The sequence below is a fragment of the Streptomyces sp. NPDC052043 genome (genome assembly GCF_044548235.1).
Taxonomy (GTDB): domain Bacteria; phylum Actinomycetota; class Actinomycetes; order Streptomycetales; family Streptomycetaceae; genus Streptomyces.
Genome location: NZ_JBIUBT010000013.1, coordinates 1 through 21,950, shown reverse-complemented (window position 1 = coordinate 21,950; position 21,950 = coordinate 1). Strand labels below are relative to the sequence as shown.

Annotated in this window: 17 protein-coding genes and 1 pseudogene; 8 read left to right on the top strand and 10 right to left on the bottom strand. The window is 70.9% G+C overall.

What is annotated here, in order from left to right; all coding sequences use genetic code 11:
- Positions 1-211 precede the first annotated feature (211 nt).
- The 8 genes and pseudogenes from ACIHCX_RS28800 to ACIHCX_RS28765 form a co-directional block, all read right to left on the bottom strand.
- Complete coding sequence (locus tag ACIHCX_RS28800; RefSeq protein WP_400034498.1) at positions 212-1,219, bottom strand: oligopeptide/dipeptide ABC transporter ATP-binding protein; 1,008 nt, start codon at positions 1,217-1,219, stop codon at positions 212-214.
- Entirely contained in the window at positions 1,216-2,223 is a 1,008-nt protein-coding gene (locus tag ACIHCX_RS28795) for an ABC transporter ATP-binding protein (protein ID WP_400034496.1), read from the bottom strand. The genes ACIHCX_RS28800 and ACIHCX_RS28795 overlap by 4 nt, the downstream gene beginning before the upstream one ends.
- The gene (locus ACIHCX_RS28790) at positions 2,220-3,134 is read right to left on the bottom strand and encodes an ABC transporter permease (RefSeq protein WP_400034494.1); all 915 of its coding nucleotides are present in this window, start codon (positions 3,132-3,134) and stop codon (positions 2,220-2,222) included. The genes ACIHCX_RS28795 and ACIHCX_RS28790 overlap by 4 nt, the downstream gene beginning before the upstream one ends.
- A complete protein-coding gene (locus ACIHCX_RS28785; RefSeq protein ID WP_400034492.1) occupies positions 3,131-4,204 on the bottom strand; it encodes an ABC transporter permease in 1,074 nt (357 codons plus the stop codon). Before ACIHCX_RS28785 ends, ACIHCX_RS28790 begins: the two co-directional genes overlap by 4 nt.
- 13 nt (positions 4,205-4,217) lie before the next feature.
- The gene (locus tag ACIHCX_RS28780) at positions 4,218-6,107 is read right to left on the bottom strand and encodes an ABC transporter substrate-binding protein (protein WP_400034490.1); all 1,890 of its coding nucleotides are present in this window, start codon (positions 6,105-6,107) and stop codon (positions 4,218-4,220) included.
- A gap of 317 nt (positions 6,108-6,424) precedes the next feature.
- Entirely contained in the window at positions 6,425-9,463 is a 3,039-nt protein-coding gene (locus ACIHCX_RS28775; RefSeq protein WP_400034843.1) for an AAA family ATPase, read from the bottom strand.
- A gap of 507 nt (positions 9,464-9,970) precedes the next feature.
- A pseudogene (locus ACIHCX_RS28770) lies at positions 9,971-10,102 on the bottom strand (SCO5717 family growth-regulating ATPase); the annotation flags it as partial.
- 517 nt (positions 10,103-10,619) lie between these two features.
- Positions 10,620-10,913, bottom strand: coding sequence for a DUF397 domain-containing protein (locus ACIHCX_RS28765; RefSeq protein ID WP_400034488.1), 294 nt, complete (start codon positions 10,911-10,913; stop codon positions 10,620-10,622).
- Positions 10,914-11,194: 281 nt separating this feature from the next.
- Here ACIHCX_RS28765 and rpsO point away from each other — a divergent pair, with 281 nt between their 5' ends.
- The 5 genes from rpsO (at position 11,195) to ACIHCX_RS28740 (ending at position 16,741) form a co-directional block, all read left to right on the top strand.
- On the top strand, positions 11,195-11,482 hold the full coding sequence (gene rpsO, locus ACIHCX_RS28760) for a 30S ribosomal protein S15 (protein ID WP_100571636.1): 288 nt from the start codon (positions 11,195-11,197) through the stop codon (positions 11,480-11,482).
- Between the two features lie 403 nt (positions 11,483-11,885).
- Positions 11,886-14,105 (top strand): polyribonucleotide nucleotidyltransferase, encoded by a 2,220-nt coding sequence (locus ACIHCX_RS28755; protein WP_400034841.1) that lies wholly within the window; start codon positions 11,886-11,888, stop codon positions 14,103-14,105.
- Entirely contained in the window at positions 14,102-15,481 is a 1,380-nt protein-coding gene (locus ACIHCX_RS28750) for a M16 family metallopeptidase (RefSeq protein ID WP_400034486.1), read from the top strand. Before ACIHCX_RS28755 ends, ACIHCX_RS28750 begins: the two co-directional genes overlap by 4 nt.
- Positions 15,482-15,517: 36 nt before the next feature.
- Positions 15,518-16,270, top strand: a complete 753-nt coding sequence (dapB, locus tag ACIHCX_RS28745) for a 4-hydroxy-tetrahydrodipicolinate reductase (protein ID WP_400034484.1) — start codon at positions 15,518-15,520, stop codon at positions 16,268-16,270.
- 15 nt (positions 16,271-16,285) lie between these two features.
- Entirely contained in the window at positions 16,286-16,741 is a 456-nt protein-coding gene (locus tag ACIHCX_RS28740) for a hypothetical protein (protein ID WP_400034482.1), read from the top strand.
- 78 nt (positions 16,742-16,819) lie between these two features.
- Here the strand turns inward: ACIHCX_RS28740 and ACIHCX_RS28735 are convergent, their stop codons facing one another.
- Together ACIHCX_RS28735 and ACIHCX_RS28730 are read right to left on the bottom strand one after the other, a co-directional pair.
- Positions 16,820-17,374, bottom strand: a complete 555-nt coding sequence (locus tag ACIHCX_RS28735; protein WP_400034480.1) for a hypothetical protein — start codon at positions 17,372-17,374, stop codon at positions 16,820-16,822.
- Between the two features lie 151 nt (positions 17,375-17,525).
- On the bottom strand, positions 17,526-17,765 hold the full coding sequence (locus tag ACIHCX_RS28730; RefSeq protein ID WP_400034478.1) for a hypothetical protein: 240 nt from the start codon (positions 17,763-17,765) through the stop codon (positions 17,526-17,528).
- Between the two features lie 219 nt (positions 17,766-17,984).
- Here ACIHCX_RS28730 and thyX point away from each other — a divergent pair, with 219 nt between their 5' ends.
- From thyX to ACIHCX_RS28715, 3 genes are all read left to right on the top strand, one after another.
- The gene (thyX, locus tag ACIHCX_RS28725; protein ID WP_400034476.1) at positions 17,985-18,725 is read left to right on the top strand and encodes an FAD-dependent thymidylate synthase; all 741 of its coding nucleotides are present in this window, start codon (positions 17,985-17,987) and stop codon (positions 18,723-18,725) included.
- A gap of 215 nt (positions 18,726-18,940) precedes the next feature.
- Positions 18,941-19,840, top strand: coding sequence for a 4-hydroxy-tetrahydrodipicolinate synthase (dapA, locus tag ACIHCX_RS28720; RefSeq protein ID WP_400034474.1), 900 nt, complete (start codon positions 18,941-18,943; stop codon positions 19,838-19,840).
- Positions 19,841-19,998: 158 nt separating this feature from the next.
- Positions 19,999-21,684 carry a ribonuclease J gene (locus tag ACIHCX_RS28715; protein WP_400034472.1) on the top strand — a complete coding sequence of 562 codons (1,686 nt, stop codon included), beginning with the start codon at positions 19,999-20,001 and terminating at the stop codon, positions 21,682-21,684.
- Positions 21,685-21,950 lie beyond the last annotated feature (266 nt).

Here is a 21,950-nt window from a genome sequence, read left to right as displayed (position 1 = left end):
CTGCGTCGGCCGCCCATCTCGAGGCTGTCCTGCGTCGGCCGCCGTTCCGGCGACCGGCTTGCGACGGCGGATCCGGCTTGGCGGTTCCGGAACGGCCCGCCCGTCCGGGGGCAGTTCTGGACCGGCCGCTCGTCCCGGGGGCCTTCTTGCGTCGGCTGCCCGTTCCAGCGACCGGCTTACGACGGCGCGACTTGCGGTGGCGGGACTCGGCTTACGACGGTTCCGGGACGGTCTCGGCGGTTGCCTGGGCCCGTGCCCAGTGGCACGCCACCTGTGCCTCCCCGCCCCCGCCCAGGATCTCCAGGTCCCGGCCGCGGCACGCCTGTGCGACGCCCGCCCGCTCGGCCTCGCCGCTCGCCAGGATCTGGCAGCGAGCGTGGAAGCGGCAGCCGGAGGGGATCCGGGACGGGTCCGGAGGCTCGCCCGACAGGACGACCGGTTCTCCGGGCGCCTCGGGCAGGACGGACAGCAGGGCCTGGGTGTACGGGTGGCGGGGCGCCGTCAGAACCTGCTCCACCTCGCCCGTCTCCACGATCCGGCCCAGGTACATCACCGCGACCCGGTCGGCGATGTTCCAGGCCAGGCCCAGGTCGTGGGTCACCACCAGCGCGGCCAGGCCGAGTTCGGTGCGCAGCCGCAGCAGCAGAGCGAGGATCTCGCCGCGGACCGAGGCGTCGAGGGAGGCCACCGGCTCGTCGGCGACCACGAGTTCGGGTTCCAGGACCAGGGCGCCGGCGATGACCACCCGCTGGCGCTGACCACCGGAGAGCTCGTGCGGGTAACGCAGGAAGAACCGCTCGGGCGGCCGCAGCCCCGCCCGGGCCAGGGCCCCGGCGACCGCCGCCCGCTCGTCACCGCCGTACCCGTGGATGCGCAGCCCCTCGGCCACCGCGTCGTAGACCGTGTGCCGAGGGTTGAGCGAGCCGCTCGGATCCTGGAGCACCAGCTGGGCCCGCTTGCGGTACGCCTTCAGGGCGCGCGACGAGTAGTCGAGCGGCGCGCCGTCGAAGGTGACGCGGCCCGCGGTCGGCGGCACCAGACCGAGCAGCGAGCGGGCCAGGGTCGTCTTTCCGCAGCCCGACTCGCCGACCAGGGCCACGATCTCGCCCGGCCGGATGTCGAGGTCGACCCCGTCCACGGCCCGGGCGGTCGCCGCACCATGCCGCCCGGGAAACGTGACGTGCAGGCCCTCGACGCTCAGCAGCGGCGCATTGCTCATCGGTTACTGCTCCTCGCGTCGTTCTCCACCGTCACCGCTTGCGCCTCCTGCGCCTCCTGCGCCACGTGCACGCAGGCCGCCCGCCGGGCCGGTCCCGCCTCCCGCAGCGACTGGTCCTGGGTGGCGCACAGGTCGAGCGCGACCGGGCAGCGCGGGTGGAAGGCGCATCCGGCGGGCACGGCGGCCGGGTCCGGGGGGTCGCCCGGCAGGCCGCGGGGCGCGAACCGCGACGACGGGTCGCCGATGCGCGGGAACGCCTCCGACAGGGCCCTGCCGTAGGGGTGCCGGGCGTCGTCGTAGACCTGCCGGGCCGGGCCCTCCTCCACCACGCGGCCCGCGTACATCACCGCAAGCCGGTCGCAGGTGTCGGCCAGCACGGCGAGGTCATGGCTGATCATGACCAGCCCGAGATCCTGCTCGCTCACCAGCCCCTCGATCAGGCGCAGGATCTGGGCCTGGATCATCACGTCGAGCGCAGTGGTCGGCTCGTCGGCGATGATCAGACGCGGATCGCAGGCCAGCGCCATCGCGATCATCACGCGCTGCCGCTGACCGCCGGAGAGCTCGTGCGGGTAGGCGCCCGCCCGGGCCGCGGGCAGGCCGACCTGCTCCAGCAGCTCCCCGGTCTTCTTCTTCGCGCCCGCCGCGGTCGCCTTGCGGTGCAGCAGGATCGGCTCGGCGATCTGGTCGCCGACGCGGTGCACGGCGTTGAGGGAGTGCATGGCGCCCTGGAAGACGATGGAGGCCCCCGCCCAGCGCACCGCCCGCACCCGGCCCCACTTCATGGCCAGCACGTCCTCGCCGTCGAGCAGGATCTCGCCGCCGACCCGGGTGCCGGCGGGCAGCAGCCGCAGCAGCGCCAGCGCCAGCGTGGACTTGCCGCAGCCGGACTCGCCCGCGATGCCGAGCTTCTCGCCCGCCTCCAGCGAGAGGTCGGCGCCGCGCACCGCGGCCACTCCGCCGGGGTAGGTCACTTCGAGGTTTCTGACGTCGAGCAGGCTCAACGGGACACCCCCAGCCTGGGGTTGAGAACGGACTCGACGGCACGGCCGCACAGCGTGAACGCCAGCGCGACGACCGCGATGGCGATGCCCGGCGGCACCAGGTACCACCAGTCGCCGGAGCTGACCGCCCCCGCCTCCCGCGCGTTCTGCAGCAGCCCGCCCCAGGACACGACCGTCGGGTCGCCGAGCCCGAGGAAGGCCAGCGTCGCCTCGGCGAGGATCGCCGAGGAGATGATCAGGGTCGTCTGGGCGAGCACCAGCGGCATGACGTTGGGCAGCACATGCCGGGACATCACGTGTCCGTGGCCGCCGCCGAGCGCCTTCGCGCGTTCGATGTACGGCCGTGACTCCACCGCCAGCGTCTGCGCCCGCACCAGCCGGGCGGTCGTCGGCCAGGTGGTCACGCCGATCGCCAGGATGATCGTGCCCAGCGAGCGGGACAACACGGTGGCGAGCGCGATGGCCAGCACCAGCGTGGGCATCACCAGGAACCAGTCCGTGATCCGCATCATCACCGTGTCGTACCAGCCGCGGAAGTGCCCCGCGGTGATCCCGATGAGCGCCCCGATCGCCACCGACAGCACCGCCGCCAGCAGCCCGACCAGGAGCGACACGCGCGATCCCCAGATCACCAGGCCCAGCAGGTTGCGCCCGAACTGGTCGGTGCCGAGGGGGAAGCGGGCGCTCGGGTCCTCCAGCGCCTTGCCGGGTGCCTCGGTCACACTCTGCACGTCCGCGCCGACGGTCAGCGGCGCCGTCAGCGCGATCAGCGCGCACAGCACGAGCACGGCGAGGCCCAACAGGCCGGCGCGGTGGGTCCGGTACTCCCTCCAGAAGCGCAGGGCCGAGGCCCGGCGGCGCTGCCAGGCCAGCGTGCGCGGGCCCGTGGTCGTGGCGGTGTCGGCGGTCATCGGCCCACCCTCGGGTCGAGCAGTGGATACAGGAGGTCGGCCAGGGTGTTCATCAGGATCACCGCCGCGGCGAAGACGAAGAACAGCCCCTGCACCAGCGGCAGATCGGGCACGCTCAGCGCCTGGAAGAACAGTCCGCCCAGGCCGGGCCAGGAGAAGACGGTCTCCACGAGGATCACACCCGCGACGGTCCGGCCGAGATTGACGAAGATCAGCGTCACGGTCGGCAGCAGCGCGTTCGGCACGGCGTGCCGACGCCGTACGACGTCGTCCCGCAGTCCCTTGGCGCGCGCGGTCGTCAGATAGTCGCCGCCCATCTCGTCCAGCAGCGCCGACCGCGTCACCAGCAGCGTCTGCCCGTACTCCACCGCGACCAGCGTCACCACCGGCAGGACGAGGTGGTGGGCGACGTCGAGGACGTACGCGAAGCCCTCCTTGCCGACCGACTCCATGCCTCCGGTCGGGAACAGACCCGGGATGGGGCCCACACCGACCGACAGCACGATGATGAGCAGCAGCCCCAGCCAGAACGCGGGAATGGAGTAGAGCGTCAGCGCCAGCCCCGTGTTGAACCGGTCGCCGAGCCGGCCGTGCCGCCAGGCGGAGCGCGTACCGAGGAACATGCCGAGGGCGGTGTACAGCACGAAGGCCGTCACGGTCAGCAGCAGGGTGTTCGGGAGCGCCTCGGTGATCTTGTCGATGACCGGGGCGCGGAATTGGTACGAGGTGCCCAGATCCCCGGTCAGCGCCTTGCCACAGTAGTCCGTGAACTGCTGCCACAGCGGGAGGTCGAGCCCGAACTCCCGTCGGTAGATGGCGATCTGCTGCTCGGAGACCGGACGCCCGCCGGTCATGAACTTCACCGGGTCGCCCGGGATCAGCCGGAAGAGGAAGAAGCTGGTGACGAGGACGGCCAGCAGCGAGACGGCCGCGCCGGCCAGCTTGCCCACCAGGTACCGCAGATACGCGGTCCCGGTCCGTGCCCGTGGCCCGCGGCCCGCCGCCGGCCCGGAGCTTCCCGGGTCGGCGGCGGACTCCTCGACCAGCGCGGGAGTCGCTTCAGCGGTCATGCGCACTCACTGTCTACTCACGCTCTTCCGCGGTGGCCCGGCGGCGCACCGTGAACAGCACTCCGAGGCCGGCGAGGACGACGGCACCGGCGGCGATCCCGATGATGACCCCCGTGGACGTGGAACCGCCCGAGGAGTCGCCGGAGTTCGCCGGAACGGCGGACCACCAGCTCCAGTAGCCGTCCTGGCCGTAGATGTTGCCCGCCGCGGACGGCATGGTGGTGATCGACTCGATCTGGTCCGTGCGGTAGGCCTCGACCGCGTTCGGATACGCCATGACGTTCATGTACCCGAGGTCGTACAGCCGGGACTCCATCTGCTGGACGAGGTCGGCCCGTTTGGCGGGGTCGTACTCCGCGAGCTGCTGGCTGTACAGCTCGTCGTACTTCTTGTCGCAGATGAAGTCGTCGGTGGCGTCGGTGTCCTTCGGGGTCGCCGGGCGCGCGCCGCAGGTGTGGATGAACAGCACGTAGTCGGGATCGGGGTTGACGGACCAGCCGTCGAAGGCGAGGTCGAACTTGCCCGCGAGCCACGGGTCGGTCACGTTGTCCAGGCAGTTGAGCGTGACCCCGATGCCGAGTTTGCCCCACCACTCCTGGAGGTACTGGCCGACCGCCTTGTCGTTGGGGTCGGTGGCGTGGCACAGCATGCGGTAGTTCAGCGGCTTGCCGTCCTTGCCCACCCGCTTGCCGTCGGCGTTCTTCTTGTAGCCGGCCTGGTCGAGGAGCTGGGCGGCCTTCGCCGGGTCGTACGCCAGCTTCTGGTCCGCCGACGGCTCCCAGAAGTACGACGGGAAGCGCGGCGGGATGTAGCCCTGGCCCTCCACCGCGTGGCCCTGGAAGACCTTGTCGACGATGGCCTTTCGGTCCACGGCCATGAACAGCGCGTGCCGCACCCGCTCGTCCAGCAGCGACGGGTCGCCGTCACCGAACTTCTCGCCGTTTCTGGCCTGCGCGCCCGGGTTGACGGCAATGGCGTAGAAGCGGCGGCCGGGGCCCTCGTTGACCCGGATGTTCTTCTCGCCCTTGAGGGAGGCGGCCTGGGCGGGCGTCAGCGCCGGGGACCCGGCCACGAAGGAGACCTCGCCCTTGCGCAGGGCGGCCACGGCGGCGTCCTGGTCCTTGTAGTACCGGAAGACCAGCTCGTCGAACTTCGGCGCCCCCCGCCAGAAGTTCTTGTTGGGCACCAGCCGCACATAGCTGTCGGGCTTGTAGTCGGTGAGGACGTACGGTCCGTCGCCGACGATCGGGAAGCTCGTGTCGTTGTTGAACTTCGAGAAGTCGGTGACCTTCTCCCAGACGTGCTTGGGCACGATCGGCACGTCGAGCGCGGTCATCGTGGCCTGCGGCTCCTTGAGCCGGATCACCAGCTTGGTGGGGCTGGGAGCGGTGACCTCCGCGAAGTTGCTGACGAAGCTGCCGTTGGCGGTGGCGGCGCCCTCGTCCGTCATCATCTTGTTGAACGTCCACGCCGCGTCCTCGGCGGTGACCTGCTGCCCGTCCGACCACTTGGAGTTGGAGCGGATCGTGTACGTCCAGGTCAGCTTGTCCGGCGACGTCTCCCACTTGGTGGCCAGGCCCGGGACGACGTGGGCGTCCTTGGGGTCGTAGTTGGTCAGGAAGTCGTACATCAGCCGGTGGATGCTCGTACTGAGCAGGCGTTCCGCCAGGAACGGGCTGAGCGAGTCGACGCTCTGCGCGACGGCGACCGTGAGGACCTTCTTGCCCTTGGTGTCCTTGGCGCTCTGCGCGCTCTCCGCGGCGTGGGCCTGCGTCGAGGCCGGAGCGAGCGGGGACGCGAGCCCGGCCGTGAGGACGAGGGCGGCGGCTCCCGCGGCCAGAAGCCGTATCCCCTTCAGCCGGGGGCCGGTACGTCCTCTGCCGTGCTGATCATGTGTCTTCATGGCTCGGTGACCTCGCGTCGTCGCACGCAGAAGACGGTTTGCGCCTCCTGCCGGGCGGGCTTGAACGGGCTTGATCGGGTGACGCCGTCGGAATGAAGTGAGTGTCTACCAGCGCCAGTCTGCGCGCGTCAACGGTATGTCAAACCCCATGTGGCCTGCGGAAATAACGACTTGACCGCGATCTTGCTCCCATTGGTTGAGACCACTGAAGCCTCGCTGGTGAGGGCGTGGCGGCGGAATCCGACCGGTTCTGACTGCGAACACGCGAAGGCCCGCGCCGTGGGAGACGACGCGGGCCCTTGAGTGGTGCGGCCGAGCTACTGGTGGGGCGGGGGAGGAGGCGGGGTCTGCCCCTGCGGGTACTGCGGGTACTGCGGGTGCTGCGGGTACTGGGGGTGGTGAGGGGCCTGGGGGTAGGGCTGCTCGGACTGGCCCGGCTGAATGGGCTGGCCGGGCTGGCCGGGATAGGGCTGCGGCTGGCCCGGGTACGGCTGACCGGGGCCGGGCTGGCCGGGCTGCTGCTGGGGAGCGAACTGCCCCGGAACCGGCTGACCGGGGGCAGGCTGACCGGGGACGGGCTGCCCGGGGTAGGCCTGGCCGACGCCGGGCTGGCCCGGAACCGGTTGCCCGGGGGCGGCCTGGCCGGGGACGGGTTGTCCCGGAACCGGCTGACCGGGATACGGCTGCCCGGGGTACGGCTGGTTCGGGATCGGCTGGCCCGGCATGGGCGGGGCCGCGACCGGCGGCGGGTTGCCGTCGGAGGTCCACAACCCGTGCGCCTGCTGGTGCCGGACGAAGTCCTCCGCGACCATCGCCGCGAGGTGGAAGTACGCCTCCCGCACCTTCGGCCGCATCATGTCGAGGTCGACCTCGGCGCCCGCGGAGAGATGCTCGTCGAAGGGCACCACGACGACGCCGCGGCACCGGGTCTCGAAGTGCGCGACGATGTCCTCCACCTTGATCATCTTGCCGGTGTCGCGCACCCCGGAGATCACGGTGAGGGAACGGGCGACGAGATCGGCGTACCCGTGCGCCGACAGCCAGTCCAGCGTCGTACTGGCACTGCTGGCTCCGTCCACGGACGGCGTGGAGATGATGATGAGCTGGTCGGCGAGGTCGAGCACACCGCGCATGGCGCTGTAGAGCAGACCCGTGCCGGAGTCGGTGAGGATGATCGGGTACTGCTTGCCGAGCACGTCGATCGCGCGGCGGTAGTCCTCGTCGTTGAACGTCGTGGACACGGCCGGATCGACGTCGTTGGCGATGATCTCGAGACCCGAGGGCGCCTGGGACGTGAACCGCCGGATGTCCATGTAGGAGTTGATGTACGGGATGGCCTGGACGAGGTCACGGATGGTGGCCCCGGTCTCCCGGCGCACCCGGCGGCCGAGCGTGCCGGCGTCCGGGTTGGCGTCGATGGCGAGGATCTTGTCCTGCCGCTCGGTGGCGAGCGTGGAGCCGAGCGCGGTGGTGGTGGTCGTCTTGCCGACGCCGCCCTTGAGGCTGATGACGGCGATGCGGTAGCAGGACAGCACCGGCGTACGGATCAGGTCCAGCTTCCGCTGCCGCTCGGCCTCCTCCTTCTTCCCGCCGATCCGGAACCGCGGCCCGGGACCGGCGGGCCGAGTGCTGCGGGCCTTCTGTTTCTTGTTGTTGAGCAGCCGGTCGGAGGACAGTTCCACGGCCGCCGTGTAACCGAGCGGCGCCGCCCCGGGGTTGATCGGCTGCCGCTGGTCGTGCTGTATCGGCTGCGGCCAACTGGCCCCGAGACGGGGGTCCACGGGCTGCTGCGGGGCGGCCGGCGGCTGGGGCTGAGCCCCGTCGGGCTGTGCGGGCGGCTGCGGGAAGCCGTACCCGTCGGGCTGCGCGGGCGGGTTGGGGACGCCGGGCGCGGCGGCCTGCGCCTGGGGGAATCCGTAGCCGTGCGGCTGCTCCGCGACCACCGAACCCGGAACCGGCGGCCGGCCCGTCGGCGAGGGTGGTGCGCCGGGAGTGCCGGGTTGGGGGAAGCCGTATCCGGCTTGGGGGTTGGCCGGGGGCGCGGTGGGGCCGGGTGCCGGCTGCTGGGCGGGCGGTTGCTGCGCGCCGGGTTGAGGGAAGCCGTAACCGGGCTGTTGGGGGTTGGCGGGGGACGTGGTGGGGCCGACCGGCGGCCGGCCCGTCGGCGAGGGTGGTGCGCCGGGAGTGCCGGGCTGGGGGAAGCCGTATCCGGCTTGGGGGTTGGCCGGGGGCGCGGTGGGGCCGGGTGCCGACTGCTGGGCAGACGGTTGCTGCGCGCCGGGGTGCGGGAAGCCGTAACCCTGCTGCGGGGCCGCCGGGGGCGGCGGTGTCGGCGCGGCAGGGGGATTCCAGGCGGCGGGGGCCGGCTGAGGTGCCTGCGGCTGGAAGGGCGGCTGCTGGGCCGGCACGTGCGGCTGCCCCTGCGGAGCGGCCGCCTGCGGCTCGTTGGGCCACTGGGCCGCCGCCGTGGGCGCGGCGGGCCGGTAGGACGGCGGAAGGGGCGGCACCGGACCCTGCGGGACCGGCGGCGGAGCCCAGGCGGCGGGCGCGCCCTGCGAAGCCTCGGCGGCCGGGGCCGGAGCGACTTCCTGGGACGCCATGTCCTGGGCCGCCGAGGCCTGCGCGACGGCGTCCTGAGGAGCCTCGTCCTGCGGCTCCGAGTCCTCGGGCGTGGACTCCTGCGGAACGGCGTCCTGCGGCTCCGCATCGTGAGGGGCGGCGTCCCGTGGTTCCGCGTCCTGCGGTTCCGCGGTGGGCGTGGAGTCCTCGAGAGCGAAGTCCCGGGGTTCGGCGGGGACAGGCAGGGAGATCGCGGCAGCGGAGTCCTCGGGCGCACCGTCCGCCGGCTCGACGTCGGACGCCGAGGCGTCCGGGGCACCCTCGAGCTCCGTCTCCTCGAGCTCCGCCTCCTCGGCCTCCGCCTCGTCCGATTCCTCGGATTCCTCGGATTCCTCGGATTCCGTGGATGTGGACGCGGCGGATGCCGTCTCCGCCACCTGGTCCTCGTCGTCCACCTCGGCGCTGGAGTCCGCCGGGGCAGCGTCCACGTCGGCCGAGTCGACTTCCTCGGCCGCTTCCGCTTCCTCCGTCGCGTCGGCTCCGTCTCGAAGCCCGGACACCTCGGCCACGTCGCTCAACCCGGACTCTCCGGCCCCGGACTCCCCGGCGTCGTCGTCCGCCTTGTCGGCCTCGTCAACCGCGGTCTCGGCCTCGGCCGGCTCGGCCGGCTCGGCCCCGGGCTCCGTGTCCGTCGCCGCGGCCGACTCTTCCTCCCGGCCCTCGGCGCCGGACGCCTCCCCCCGTTCCTCGGCCGCCTCCGTCACCTCCCGCCGCACGGCGACGGCGGAGATCCGCATGGTGGCACCGCTCTCGAGGTCACCGGCTCCGGCACCGGCCCCCTGCTCACCCTGCGGCCGCGCCGCCCGGGCTCCCGGCGACGGGAACCCGCCCACCGGAATGTTCGGCACCGCCGTCGGGGACCCCGCACCGGCCGGATCCGTGTCCGGCGAGGCCGCCCCCTGCGGCTCGAACCCGCTCCCCACCGGCAGCTTCGGCACCGCGATCGGGCTTCCCACCGGCGGCGGGGGAGGCGTGAAGGGCGCACCCGGCGCGGGAGTCGGCGGAGTGAAGGGCGCACCCGGCGCGGGCGGAGGAGGCGTGAAGGGAGCACCGGGCGTCGCGGTGGCGTGCGGCGGCGGAGTCAGCCCGGGCACCGGACCGCTCGGAGCAGCGGGCCGCAGGGGACCGCCCGGAGAAGCCGGCGCATCGGAGGAAGGACCCCCGGGGGCCGCACCACCCGCGTTGGCCCCCTGCCCTGCCCCGGATTCCGCCCCGGACCCCGATCCCGAACCGCTCGACGCGTTCTGCGTGTACCAGGCGGGCGGTGCGTAGTCGATCGTGAACTCGCCGGTCGTCTCGATGGAGGACGCCGTGTCGGGCTGGTCGTCGCCGGGCGTGGCCCAGCCCCCGCGGATCCCGTCCCGATCGCTGCTCACAGTTCCTCCTGGTGTGGTCGAGCACCCTCAATGCCGTGCGGGGGCGACCATTACTCGTCGTCCTTGGTCGTTCGAGGTCGTCCGATCCACCGACTTCCCCCCGTGACGACGATGTCCGGTCCACGGGTTCTGACATCGCGCCCCCATGTACCAGCCTAATCACCAGGAGACTCACCATGGCAGGCCCGTCCGTCTCGTGGTGCCCGCCCACTTGACGACAACCGGCCCGGAATCGCCGTACGCGGCAAGGCATCCGTCAGCAAACCGGACACAACCGTGGCCAGGTCGTACAGAAGATGAACACTGAACCCGATGCACCAGGGCTCACGAACCGGCCGGTGCGGCCGGTCCATTGAAGGCCCGAGCCGTCAACCACGCGCATATGGCGCACACATGACGCACATGTGATGCACACATCTGACGGGTCGACCGGCATGGCTGACGGAAAGCTGACAGAAAAACAGAAAAAAGGGGGCGGCACGCGCACGTGCCGCCTCCTTGCGTATCCGCGCGCCCCTCACTCGGAAGCGAGACCCCCGTTGTGCGGCGCCGGCTCCAGGTCGAACTCACCGTCCCGTGCACCCAGCACGAACGCCCGCCACTCCGCCTCCGTGTAGCGCAGCACCGTGTCCGGGTCGAGCGAGGAGCGCATGGCGACGGCACCGTCGGGCAGGTAGGCGATCTCGACGCGCTCCTCGTGCTCCTCCGTACCCGGCGCGCAGTGCCACCGCACACCGGAGATGTCGAGCGCGTAGAGTTCGTCACGCTCGCGCTCCTTGCGGGCCTTGATCTCCGCTTCCGTCTCCGCCATGTCGCAGCGACCCCTTCCAGACGTGCCCTACGATGCCGGGCTCACCCTAGTGGCCCGCCGGCCCGTCTCGTCGTGATCGGAGAACCGGGGGAAAACGGGCCGTCGCGTCCTGGTACCCTGTGTAACGGCCGTTTGTGTACGCACCCCCGGAGCCCTCGCAGGAAGTCCTGCGGGTCCTGGAGGCCGCGCCCAGCGGATCCCCGCCTCCCGAGTAACGGAAGGTCCCCCGAGATGAAGACCGGGGGCACTCGGAGGCCACTCACAGAGCACGAGGAGTACGAGTGTCGCTCGACGCCGCAACGAAGAAGCAGATCATCACCGAGTTCGGTACCAAGGAGGGTGACACCGGCTCCCCCGAGGTCCAGGTCGCTCTGCTGTCCCGTCGGATCTCCGACCTGACCGAGCACCTCAAGACCCACAAGCACGACCACCACTCCCGCCGGGGCCTGCTGATCCTGGTCGGTCAGCGTCGCCGCCTGCTGCAGTACCTCGCCAAGAAGGACATCCAGCGCTTCCGTGCGCTGGTCGACCGCCTCGGCATCCGCCGTGGTGCGGCGGGCGCCAAGTAAGACGTCGTGAAGGGAGCGGTTCCCGGGAGACAGGGGACCGCTCCCTTTGCCGTACATACGGGAACGCGAGCCACGGAACCGCGCGGGAGCGTGCGGAGTGCACGCGGGAACGTACGGGAACGTGCGGAGTGTCGGTGCCGCTTTGTAGTGTGGTAGCACGACGCAGTAGACGCAGTACCCCATGACACGGCGTGATACGGCCTGCCCGAGGAGGGCACGGCACGTCATCGCGCCTGACGAACGAGGAGGAGCGCACCTCGCCGCCGCCGGTCCTCGGTAGTGGCTCCCGGGAGAAGAACCCCGGGTGCTTCGATCGAAGACCGGCCCGCACCAGACGGAGCGCCTCTCCGCCACCGTCCCCCCGCCACACGGGCGGGAGGACGACGACGAGGAGAAAACGCTAGTGGAGAACGAGACCCACTACGCCGAAGCCGTGATCGACAACGGCGCCTTCGGCACCCGTACCATCCGCTTCGAGACGGGCCGCCTGGCCAAGCAGGCCGCCGGCTCCGCCGTGGCGTACCTGGACGACGACACCATGGTGCTGTCGGCCACCACCGCCTCCAAGAACCCCAAGGACCAGCTCGACTTCTTCCCGCTCACGGTGGACGTCGAGGAGCGGATGTACGCCGCCGGCAAGATCCCCGGCAGCTTCTTCCGCCGTGAGGGCCGGCCCAGCGAGGACGCGATCCTCACCTGCCGCCTGATCGACCGCCCGCTGCGCCCGTCCTTCAAGAAGGGCCTGCGCAACGAGATCCAGGTCGTCTGCACCGTCATGGCGCTCAACCCCGACCACCTGTACGACGTCGTGGCGATCAACGCCGCGTCCGCTTCCACCCAGCTGGCCGGCCTGCCCTTCTCCGGCCCGATCGGCGGCGTCCGCGTCGCGCTGATCCGCGGCCAGTGGGTCGCGTTCCCGACGCACACCGAGCTCGAGGACGCCGTCTTCGACATGGTGGTCGCCGGCCGCGTCCTGGAGGACGGCGACGTCGCGATCATGATGGTCGAGGCCGAGGCCACCGAGAAGACCATCAAGCTGGTCGAGGGCGGCTCCGAGGCCCCCACCGAGGAGGTCGTCGCCGCCGGTCTGGAGGCCGCGAAGCCCTTCATCAAGGTGCTCTGCCGCGCCCAGTCGGACCTCGCCGCCAAGGCCGCCAAGCCGACCGGCGAGTTCCCGATCTTCCTCGACTACCAGGACGACGTCCTGGAGGCGCTCGCCGCCGCCGTCCGCCCCGAGCTCGCCCAGGCGCTCACCATCGCCGGCAAGCAGGAGCGCGAGACGGAGCTGGACCGCGTCAAGGGGCTGGCCGCCGAGAAGCTGCTGCCCGAGTTCGAGGGCCGCGAGAAGGAGATCTCCGCCGCGTACCGCTCGCTGACCAAGACCCTGGTCCGTGAGCGCGTCATCAAGGAGAAGAAGCGCATCGACGGCCGCGGTGTCACCGACATCCGCACCCTGGCCGCCGAGGTCGAGGCCATCCCGCGGGTGCACGGCTCCGCGCTGTTCGAGCGTGGCGAGACCCAGATCCTGGGCGTCACCACCCTGAACATGCTCCGCATGGAGCAGCAGCTGGACACCCTCTCCCCGGTGACCCGCAAGCGCTACATGCACAACTACAACTTCCCGCCGTACTCCACCGGTGAGACCGGCCGCGTCGGCTCCCCCAAGCGCCGCGAGATCGGCCACGGCGCCCTCGCCGAGCGCGCGCTCGTGCCGGTGCTGCCCGCCCGCGAGGAGTTCCCCTACGCGATCCGTCAGGTCTCCGAGGCCCTCGGGTCCAACGGCTCGACCTCGATGGGCTCGGTCTGCGCCTCGACCATGTCGCTGCTGAACGCCGGTGTGCCGCTCAAGGCCCCGGTCGCCGGTATCGCCATGGGCCTGATCTCCCAGGAGATCGACGGCGAGACGCACTACGTGACGCTGACCGACATCCTCGGCGCCGAGGACGCCTTCGGCGACATGGACTTCAAGGTCGCCGGCACCAAGGAGTTCGTCACCGCGCTCCAGCTCGACACCAAGCTGGACGGCATCCCGGCCTCCGTGCTGGCCGCCGCCCTGAAGCAGGCCCGCGACGCCCGCCTCCACATCCTCGACGTGATGATGGAAGCGATCGACAGGCCGGACGAGATGTCCCCGAACGCGCCGCGGATCATCACCGTGAAGATCCCGGTCGACAAGATCGGCGAGGTCATCGGCCCCAAGGGCAAGATGATCAACCAGATCCAGGAGGACACCGGCGCCGAGATCACCATCGAGGACGACGGCACCATCTACATCGGTGCCGCCGACGGCCCGTCCGCCGAGGCCGCCCGCGCCACGATCAACGGCATCGCCAACCCGACGATGCCCGAGGTCGGCGAGCGCTACCTGGGCACGGTCGTGAAGACGACCACCTTCGGCGCGTTCGTCTCCCTGCTCCCCGGCAAGGACGGTCTGCTGCACATCTCGCAGATCCGCAAGCTGGCCGGCGGCAAGCGCGTGGAGAACGTCGAGGACGTGCTCGGCGTGGGCCACAAGGTCCAGGTCGAGATCGCCGAGATCGACTCCCGCGGCAAGCTCTCCCTGGTCCCCGTGATCGAGGGCGAGGAAGACGGCAACGACAAGAAGGACGACGCCGACAAGTGACGTCCCGTGGCTTCAAGGCGACGGCCCGCACCTCCTCGGAGGCGCGGGCCGTCGCCCGTACCCAAACCCTCATCAAGGGCCAGAACGGCATCGGCACCGTCCGCAGGACCACCCTCCCGGGCGGCCTGCGCGTCGTCACCGAGACGCTGCCCTCCGTGCGCTCGGCCACCTTCGGCATCTGGGCGCACGTAGGCTCCCGCGACGAGACCCCCGCGCTGGGCGGCGCCACGCACTACCTGGAGCACCTGCTCTTCAAGGGCACGTCCCGCCGGTCCGCCCTGGACATCTCCGCCGCGCTCGACGCCGTCGGCGGCGAGATGAACGCGTTCACGGCCAAGGAGTACACGTGCTACTACGCGCGCGTGCTCGACACCGACCTGCCCCTCGCCATCGACGTCGTCTGCGACATGCTCACCGGCTCGCTGATCCTCGAGGAGGACGTCGACGTCGAGCGCGGCGCGATCCTCGAAGAGATCGCCATGACCGAGGACGACCCCGGCGACTGCGTGCACGACCTGTTCGCGCACACCATGTTCGGCGACAACCCCCTCGGCCGCCCCGTCCTCGGCACGGTCGACACGGTCAACGCCCTCACCGCCGACCGCATCCGCCGCTTCTACAAGAAGCACTACGACCCCACCCACCTGGTGGTCGCCTGCGCCGGCAACATCGACCACGCCAAGGTCGTACGCCAGGTCCGCGCCGCCTTCGAGAAGGCCGGCGCCCTCAAGAACACCCTGGCCACCCCCATCGCCCCGCGCGACGGCCGCCGCACCCTGCGCACCGCCGGCCGGGTCGAGCTGCAGAACCGCAGGACGGAGCAGGCGCACGTCGTCCTCGGCATGCCCGGACTCGCCCGCACCGACGACCGGCGCTGGGCCCTGGGCGTGCTGAACACCGCCCTCGGCGGCGGCATGTCCTCCCGCCTCTTCCAGGAGGTCCGGGAGAAGCGCGGCCTGGCCTACAGCGTGTACTCCTACACCTCCGGCTTCGCCGACTGCGGACTGTTCGGCGTCTACGCCGGCTGCCGCCCGAGCCAGGTGCACGACGTGCTGAGGATCTGCCGGGACGAACTCGACCACGTCGCCGAGAACGGCCTGACCGACGACGAGATCGGCCGCGCCATCGGCCAGCTCCAGGGCTCCACCGTCCTCGGCCTGGAAGACACGGGTGCGCTGATGAACCGTATCGGCAAGAGTGAACTGTGCTGGGGCGAGCAGCTGTCCGTCGACGACATGCTGACCAAGATGGCGGCGGTCACCCCGGACGAGGTCCGCTCCGTCGCCCGGGAGATCCTGGGCCGGCGCCCGTCGCTGTCGGTCATCGGCCCGCTCAAGGACAAGCAGGCCGCACGGCTGGACGATGCGGTCGCCTAACCTCTGTCCCGTCCGTCGGTGGTAAGGAAGCAAGAGATGAGCAAGCTGCGCGTGGCGGTCCTCGGAGCCAAGGGCCGGATCGGGTCCGAGGCGGTACGGGCGGTCGAGGCCGCCGAGGACATGGAACTGGTCGCCGCCCTCGGCCGGGGCGACAAGCTGGAGACCCTCGCCGAGGCGGGCGCCCAGGTGGCGGTCGAACTGACCACCCCCGGGTCGGTCATGGGCAACCTCGACTTCTGCGTACGGCACGGCATCCACGCCGTCGTCGGCACCACCGGCTGGACCGACGAGCGCCTCGCGCAACTGCGGGGCTGGCTGGCCCAGTCCCCGCAGACCGGTGTGCTCATCGCCCCGAACTTCTCCATCGGCGCCGTGCTCACCATGAAGTTCGCGCAGATCGCCGCGCCCTGGTTCGAGTCGGTCGAGGTCATCGAGCTGCACCACCCGAACAAGGCCGACGCCCCCTCCGGCACCGCCACCCGCACCGCACAGCTCATCGCCGCGGCCCGGGCCGAGGCGGGCTCGGCCCCGGCGCCGGACGCCACCGTCACCGCCCTGGACGGAGCGCGCGGCGCGGCCGTCGACGGGGTGCCGGTCCACTCCGTGCGCCTGCGCGGACTGCTCGCCCACCAGGAGGTCCTGCTGGGCGGCGAGGGCGAGACGCTCACCATCCGCCACGACTCGCTCCACCACAGCAGCTTCATGCCGGGCATCCTGCTCGGCGCGCGCCGCGTGGTGACCACTCCGGGCCTGACCGTCGGCCTGGAGCACTTCCTCGACCTGAACTGAGCCCCGAAGCCCCTCATGCGCGCGAAGATCACCTACCTCGTCACGGCCGCCGTCCTGGTCTTCTACTTCGTCCTGGTCGGCAGCCGCGGCGTCATGCTCATCCAGTACGGCACACCCGTCACCGTCGCCTTCGGCATCGCCGTGCTGATCCTGCCGGTGATCGGCCTGTGGTTCCTGTGGAAGAACACCCAGTTCGTCCGCCGGGCCAACCGGCTCGCCGCCGAACTCGACGCCGAAGGGGGCCTGCCCGTCGACGAACTGGCGCGCACGCCCAGCGGGCGCGTCGACCGCGACTCGGCCGACCGGGTCTTCGCCCGGCGCAAGGCCGAGACGGAGGCGGCGCCCGACGACTGGCGCACCTGGTTCCGCCTCGCCGTCGCCTACCACGACGCCCGGGACACCCCCCGTGCCCGCAAGGCGATGCAGCGGGCGATCGCCCTGCACGACGGCAGACCGGTGCAGGCCGCCTGACACCCACGGCACCCCGTGAACGCGAAGGGGCCCGGTCCGCGCGCGGACCGGGCCCCTTCGGCATGCCGTCGGCCGGGGTCAGCGCTTCCTGTTCTCCGCCGCCCACGCCTCCACCGCGTCCGCCGCTCGGTCGAACGCCTCGGCGCGTCCCAGGAAGTCGGCGTTGTGCGTGGTCAGCAGCGGCGGCAGCCCCTGCTGTGCACGGCTCTTGCGGCTGAGTACCAGCGCCTGGCCCTGCACCGTGCGCGGCAGCCCCAGCCAGCGCACCGGCTGCTGCACGGTCCGCACGCCGGCGACCTGCGCCCACGGCGTCGTACGGGTGACGAGGAGGCTCACGTGGCGCAGCCCGCGCGCACCGACCCAGACGCCCATGCGCAGCAGCCGCAGCGCGCCGGCGATCACGACCAGGGCGAGGACGAAGCAGAAACCGGCGGAGGAGAGTGTGGCGGTGAGCGCTGTGACGACCCCCGCGAGCAGGACGAAGGAGGCGAGCAGCAGCAGGAGGGCGGCCGCCCCCACGCGCCACGGCCCGGGCCGGTAGGGGCGTCGCCAGCGCTCGCGGTCGTCGAACGGCAGCGCTTCGTCGTCCGCCGCGTCGAAGGTGCGGTCGGCCGTCAGGAAGGACAGGGGCACGACTGGTCCTCACTCAAATCCATGCATGGGCTGTGCCCGGTGAGGCTATCCGCCTGTGCCCGTGCCCACCAGCCGCGGGGGCCGGGAGGCGCCGCCGGTGCCGTCGGTCCCGGCGGCACGGCGCCCGCACTCGCTCAGTGCCCGTACCCGCTCAGTGCCCGGGGGAGACCTGGGACTGCTGCGTCTCGGCGGGGGAGTGGCTGATGGTCAGCGCGGGCGTCCCCAGGATCACGGAGCCCACGAGCGCGGCGACGATGGTCAGCCCCAGCAGGCAGCGCCCGGCTATTCGGCCGGTGGACGCGCGCTCGCGGGGCGGGGGAGCGACATTGCTGCGGAACCGATCGGCTTCGGCGACGAAGGCGAACGGTACGGGTTCGCGCCGACGGGGCATCGGGGGTACGACTCCTTCCGGGGGTCGAACTGAGGGGTCTCACCCATACAGGTGTTTCACCCATACAGACGACCGAGTGTCCCAAAAGGTGCCCGGTTCCGCCGAAATCGCAGTTCTTCACCGAAGATGTCGCGCGTCGGCACCGATCGCCCCGATGTCAGAGCCGGGCCGTAGAGTGGGCGCCGCCCCGCAGACGTGAAGGAAGGGACCCTCCGAGCCGTGACCGCCACCCCCGCCGACGACCCGAAGCCCAGCTTCCGCAGTGATGTCACCGTCGAACTGGTCAAGCAGACCGCGTCGGACGCCGACGTGCTGTTCGCGGCCCGTGTCTCGACCCTCGGCGAGCAGTCCCTGGCCGAGCTGGACAAGGACCCCGAGCGTTCCAGGGGCCTGATCAACTACCTGATGCGCGACCGGCACGGCAGCCCCTTCGAGCACAACTCGATGACCTTCTTCATCAGCGCCCCCATCTTCGTCTTCCGCGAGTTCATGCGGCACCGCGTGGGCTGGTCGTACAACGAGGAGAGCGGTCGCTACCGCGAGCTGGAGCCGGTCTTCTACGTTCCGGACGAGTCCCGCAAGCTCGTGCAGGAGGGGCGCCCGGGCAAGTACCGGTTCGTGGAGGGCACCCAGGCCCAGCAGGAGCTGGTCGGGCGGGTCATGGCGGACTCCTACCGGGAGGCGTACGAGGCCTACCAGGAGATGCTCGCGGCCGGTGTCGCCCGCGAGGTGGCCCGCTCGGTCCTGCCGGTCGGCCTGTTCTCGTCGATGTACGCCACCTGCAACGCCCGCTCGCTGATGCACTTCCTCGGTCTGCGCACCCAGCACGAGCTGGCCAAGGTGCCGTCCTTCCCGCAGCGGGAGATCGAGATGGTGGGCGAGAAGATGGAGGCCGAGTGGGCGAGGCTCATGCCGCTGACCTACGCCGCCTTCAACGCCAACGGCAGGGTCGCGCCGTAGCCGGCGACCGCCCGCCGGAGCCGGTACAGATGTACGGTTCAGCCGTGTGAAGTGTCCGGATTGCGGGCTTTGGAGAAGTTCATCTAGCCTGATCAAACGGACCCGGCACTGCTTGAACCCCCGAGCAGGCAGTGCCGGGCTCCACCTTTGCCACCGCCCGCCGGCCCGCCCCCCGAGGGCAGTCCCCACATTGAGCAGCGAGTAGCGTGTTACCCATGGCTCCGACCTCGACTCCGCAGACCCCCTTCGGGCGGGTCCTCACCGCCATGGTCACGCCCTTCACGGCGGACGGCGCACTCGACCTCGACGGCGCGCAGCGGCTCGCCGCCCACCTGGTGGACGCAGGCAACGACGGCCTGATCGTCAACGGCACCACCGGCGAGTCCCCCACCACCAGCGATGCGGAGAAAACGGACCTGGTACGCGCGGTCCTGGACGCGGTCGGCGACCGCGCCCACGTCGTGGCCGGCGTCGGCACCAACGACACCCGCCACAGCATCGAACTGGCCCGCGCCGCCGAGCAGGCCGGCGCGCACGGTCTGCTGACCGTCACGCCGTACTACAACAAGCCCCCGCAGGAGGGCCTGTACCGCCACTTCAAGGCCGTCGCCGACGCCACCGGCCTGCCGGTCATGCTCTACGACATCCCCGGCCGCAGCGGCGTCCCGATCAACACCGAGACGATCGTCCGCCTCGCCGAGCACCCGCGGATCGTCGCCAACAAGGACGCCAAGGGCGACCTCGGCCGGGCGAGCTGGGCCATCGCGCGCTCCGGACTCGCCTGGTACTCCGGCGACGACATGCTGAACCTGCCCCTGCTCTCGGTGGGCGCGGTCGGCTTCGTCTCGGTCGTCGGCCACGTCGTCACCCCGGACCTGCGCGCCCTCGTCGAGGCGTACACCGCCGGTGAGGTCCAGAAGGCGACCGAGATCCACCAGAAGCTGCTCCCGGTGTACACCGGCATGTTCCGCACCCAGGGCGTCATGACCACCAAGGCCGCGCTCGCCCTCCAGGGTCTGCCCGGAGGGCCGCTGCGGTCCCCGATGGTCGAGCTCACGCCCGAGGAGATCGAGCAGCTCAAGATCGATCTTGCCGCCGGCGGGGTACAGCTCTGACAACGAGACTTCGCACCACCCCGCACCACCCGAGGCCTGACAACTGAATAAGCGGGCCACACCGGTGCCCGCATCCCACCATGACAACTGCTTCTGCACGAACGTCACGCGCGCCACGTGCCCACCGGTACGTGGCGTGCGTGGTTGAGGAGAGTCTTTTGAGTCATCCGCATCCTGAACTGGGTTCGCCCCCGCGCCTCCCCGACGGCGGTCTGAGGGTCACCCCTCTCGGCGGTCTCGGCGAGATCGGCCGCAACATGACCGTCTTCGAATACGACGGCCGCCTGCTGATCGTCGACTGCGGAGTGCTCTTCCCCGAGGAGGAGCAGCCCGGAATCGACCTGATCCTGCCGGACTTCTCGTCCATCCGTGACCGCCTCGACGACATCGAGGGCATCGTCCTCACCCACGGCCACGAGGACCACATCGGCGGTGTCCCGTTCCTCCTGCGCGAGAAGCCGGACATCCCTCTCATCGGCTCCAAGCTGACCCTCGCCCTCATCGAGGCCAAGCTCCAGGAGCACCGCATCCGTCCGTACACCCTCGAGGTCGCGGAAGGACAGCGTGAGCGCGTCGGCCCCTTCGACTGCGAGTTCATCGCGGTCAACCACTCCATCCCGGACGCCCTCGCGGTCGCCATCCGCACCCCCGCGGGCATGGTCGTGCACACCGGCGACTTCAAGATGGACCAGCTGCCGCTGGACAACCGCCTGACCGACCTCCACGCGTTCGCGCGGCTGAGCGAGGAAGGCATCGACCTCCTGCTCACCGACTCCACCAACGCCGAGGTCCCCGGCTTCACCCCGCATGAGCGGGACATCTCCAACGTGCTGCGCCAGGTCTTCGCCGGCGCCCGCAAGCGGATCATCGTGGCCAGCTTCGCCAGTCACGTCCACCGCATCCAGCAGATCCTGGACGCCGCGCACGAGCACGGCCGCCGGGTCGCCTTCGTCGGCCGGTCCATGGTCCGCAACATGGGCATCGCCCGGGACTTGGGCTACCTGAGGGTCCCGCCGGGCCTGGTGGTCGACGTCAAGACCCTGGACGACCTGCCCGACCACGAGGTCGTGCTCGTCTGCACCGGCTCCCAGGGCGAGCCCATGGCGGCCCTGTCCCGCATGGCCAACCGGGACCACCAGATCCGCATCGTCCAGGGCGACACGGTGATCCTGGCGTCGTCGCTGATCCCCGGCAACGAGAACGCGGTGTACCGGGTCATCAACGGACTGACCCGCTGGGGCGCCAACGTCGTGCACAAGGGCAACGCCAAGGTCCACGTCTCGGGCCACGCCTCGGCTGGCGAGCTGCTGTACTTCTACAACATCTGCCGCCCGCGGAACCTGATGCCGGTCCACGGCGAATGGCGCCACCTGCGGGCCAACGCCGAGCTCGGCGCCCTCACGGGAGTGCCGCACGACCGGATCGTCATCGCCGAGGACGGCGTGACCGTCGACCTGGTCGAGGGCAAGGCCAAGATCTCCGGCAAGGTCCAGGCCGGCTATGTCTACGTCGACGGGCTCTCGGTCGGCGACGTGGGCGAGCCCGCGCTGAAGGACCGCAAGATCCTCGGCGACGAGGGCATCATCTCGGTCTTCGTGGTGGTCGACTCCACCACGGGCAAGATCACCGGCGGCCCGCACGTCCAGGCCCGCGGCTCGGGCATCGACGACTCCGCCTTCGCCGAGGTCGTCCCGAAGATCGCGGAGGCGCTGGAGAAGTCCGCCCAGGAGGGCATCGCGGAGGTCCACCAGCTCCAGCAGCTCATCCGGCGCACCCTCGGCAAGTGGGTCTCGGACACCTACCGGCGCAGGCCGATGATCCTCCCGGTCGTCGTGGAGGTCTGACCCGCGTACGTCCCAGGGACACGCGAACTGGTGGCGGGGCGCCTCGATTTGCATCGGGGCGCCCCGCTCCAGTACGTTTACGGCTCCGCCAGGACGGGAAGCCGAAGGCCTCATGCGCTTCGGAAGACGTTCCCGGAAACGGCGGAAAATCCGACTCAGAATCTCTGGTAAAGTCGGAACCGCCGGAAAGGGAAACGCGAGAGCGGAAACCTGGAAAGCACCGAGGAAATCGGATCGGAAAGATCTGATAGAGTCGGAAACACCGA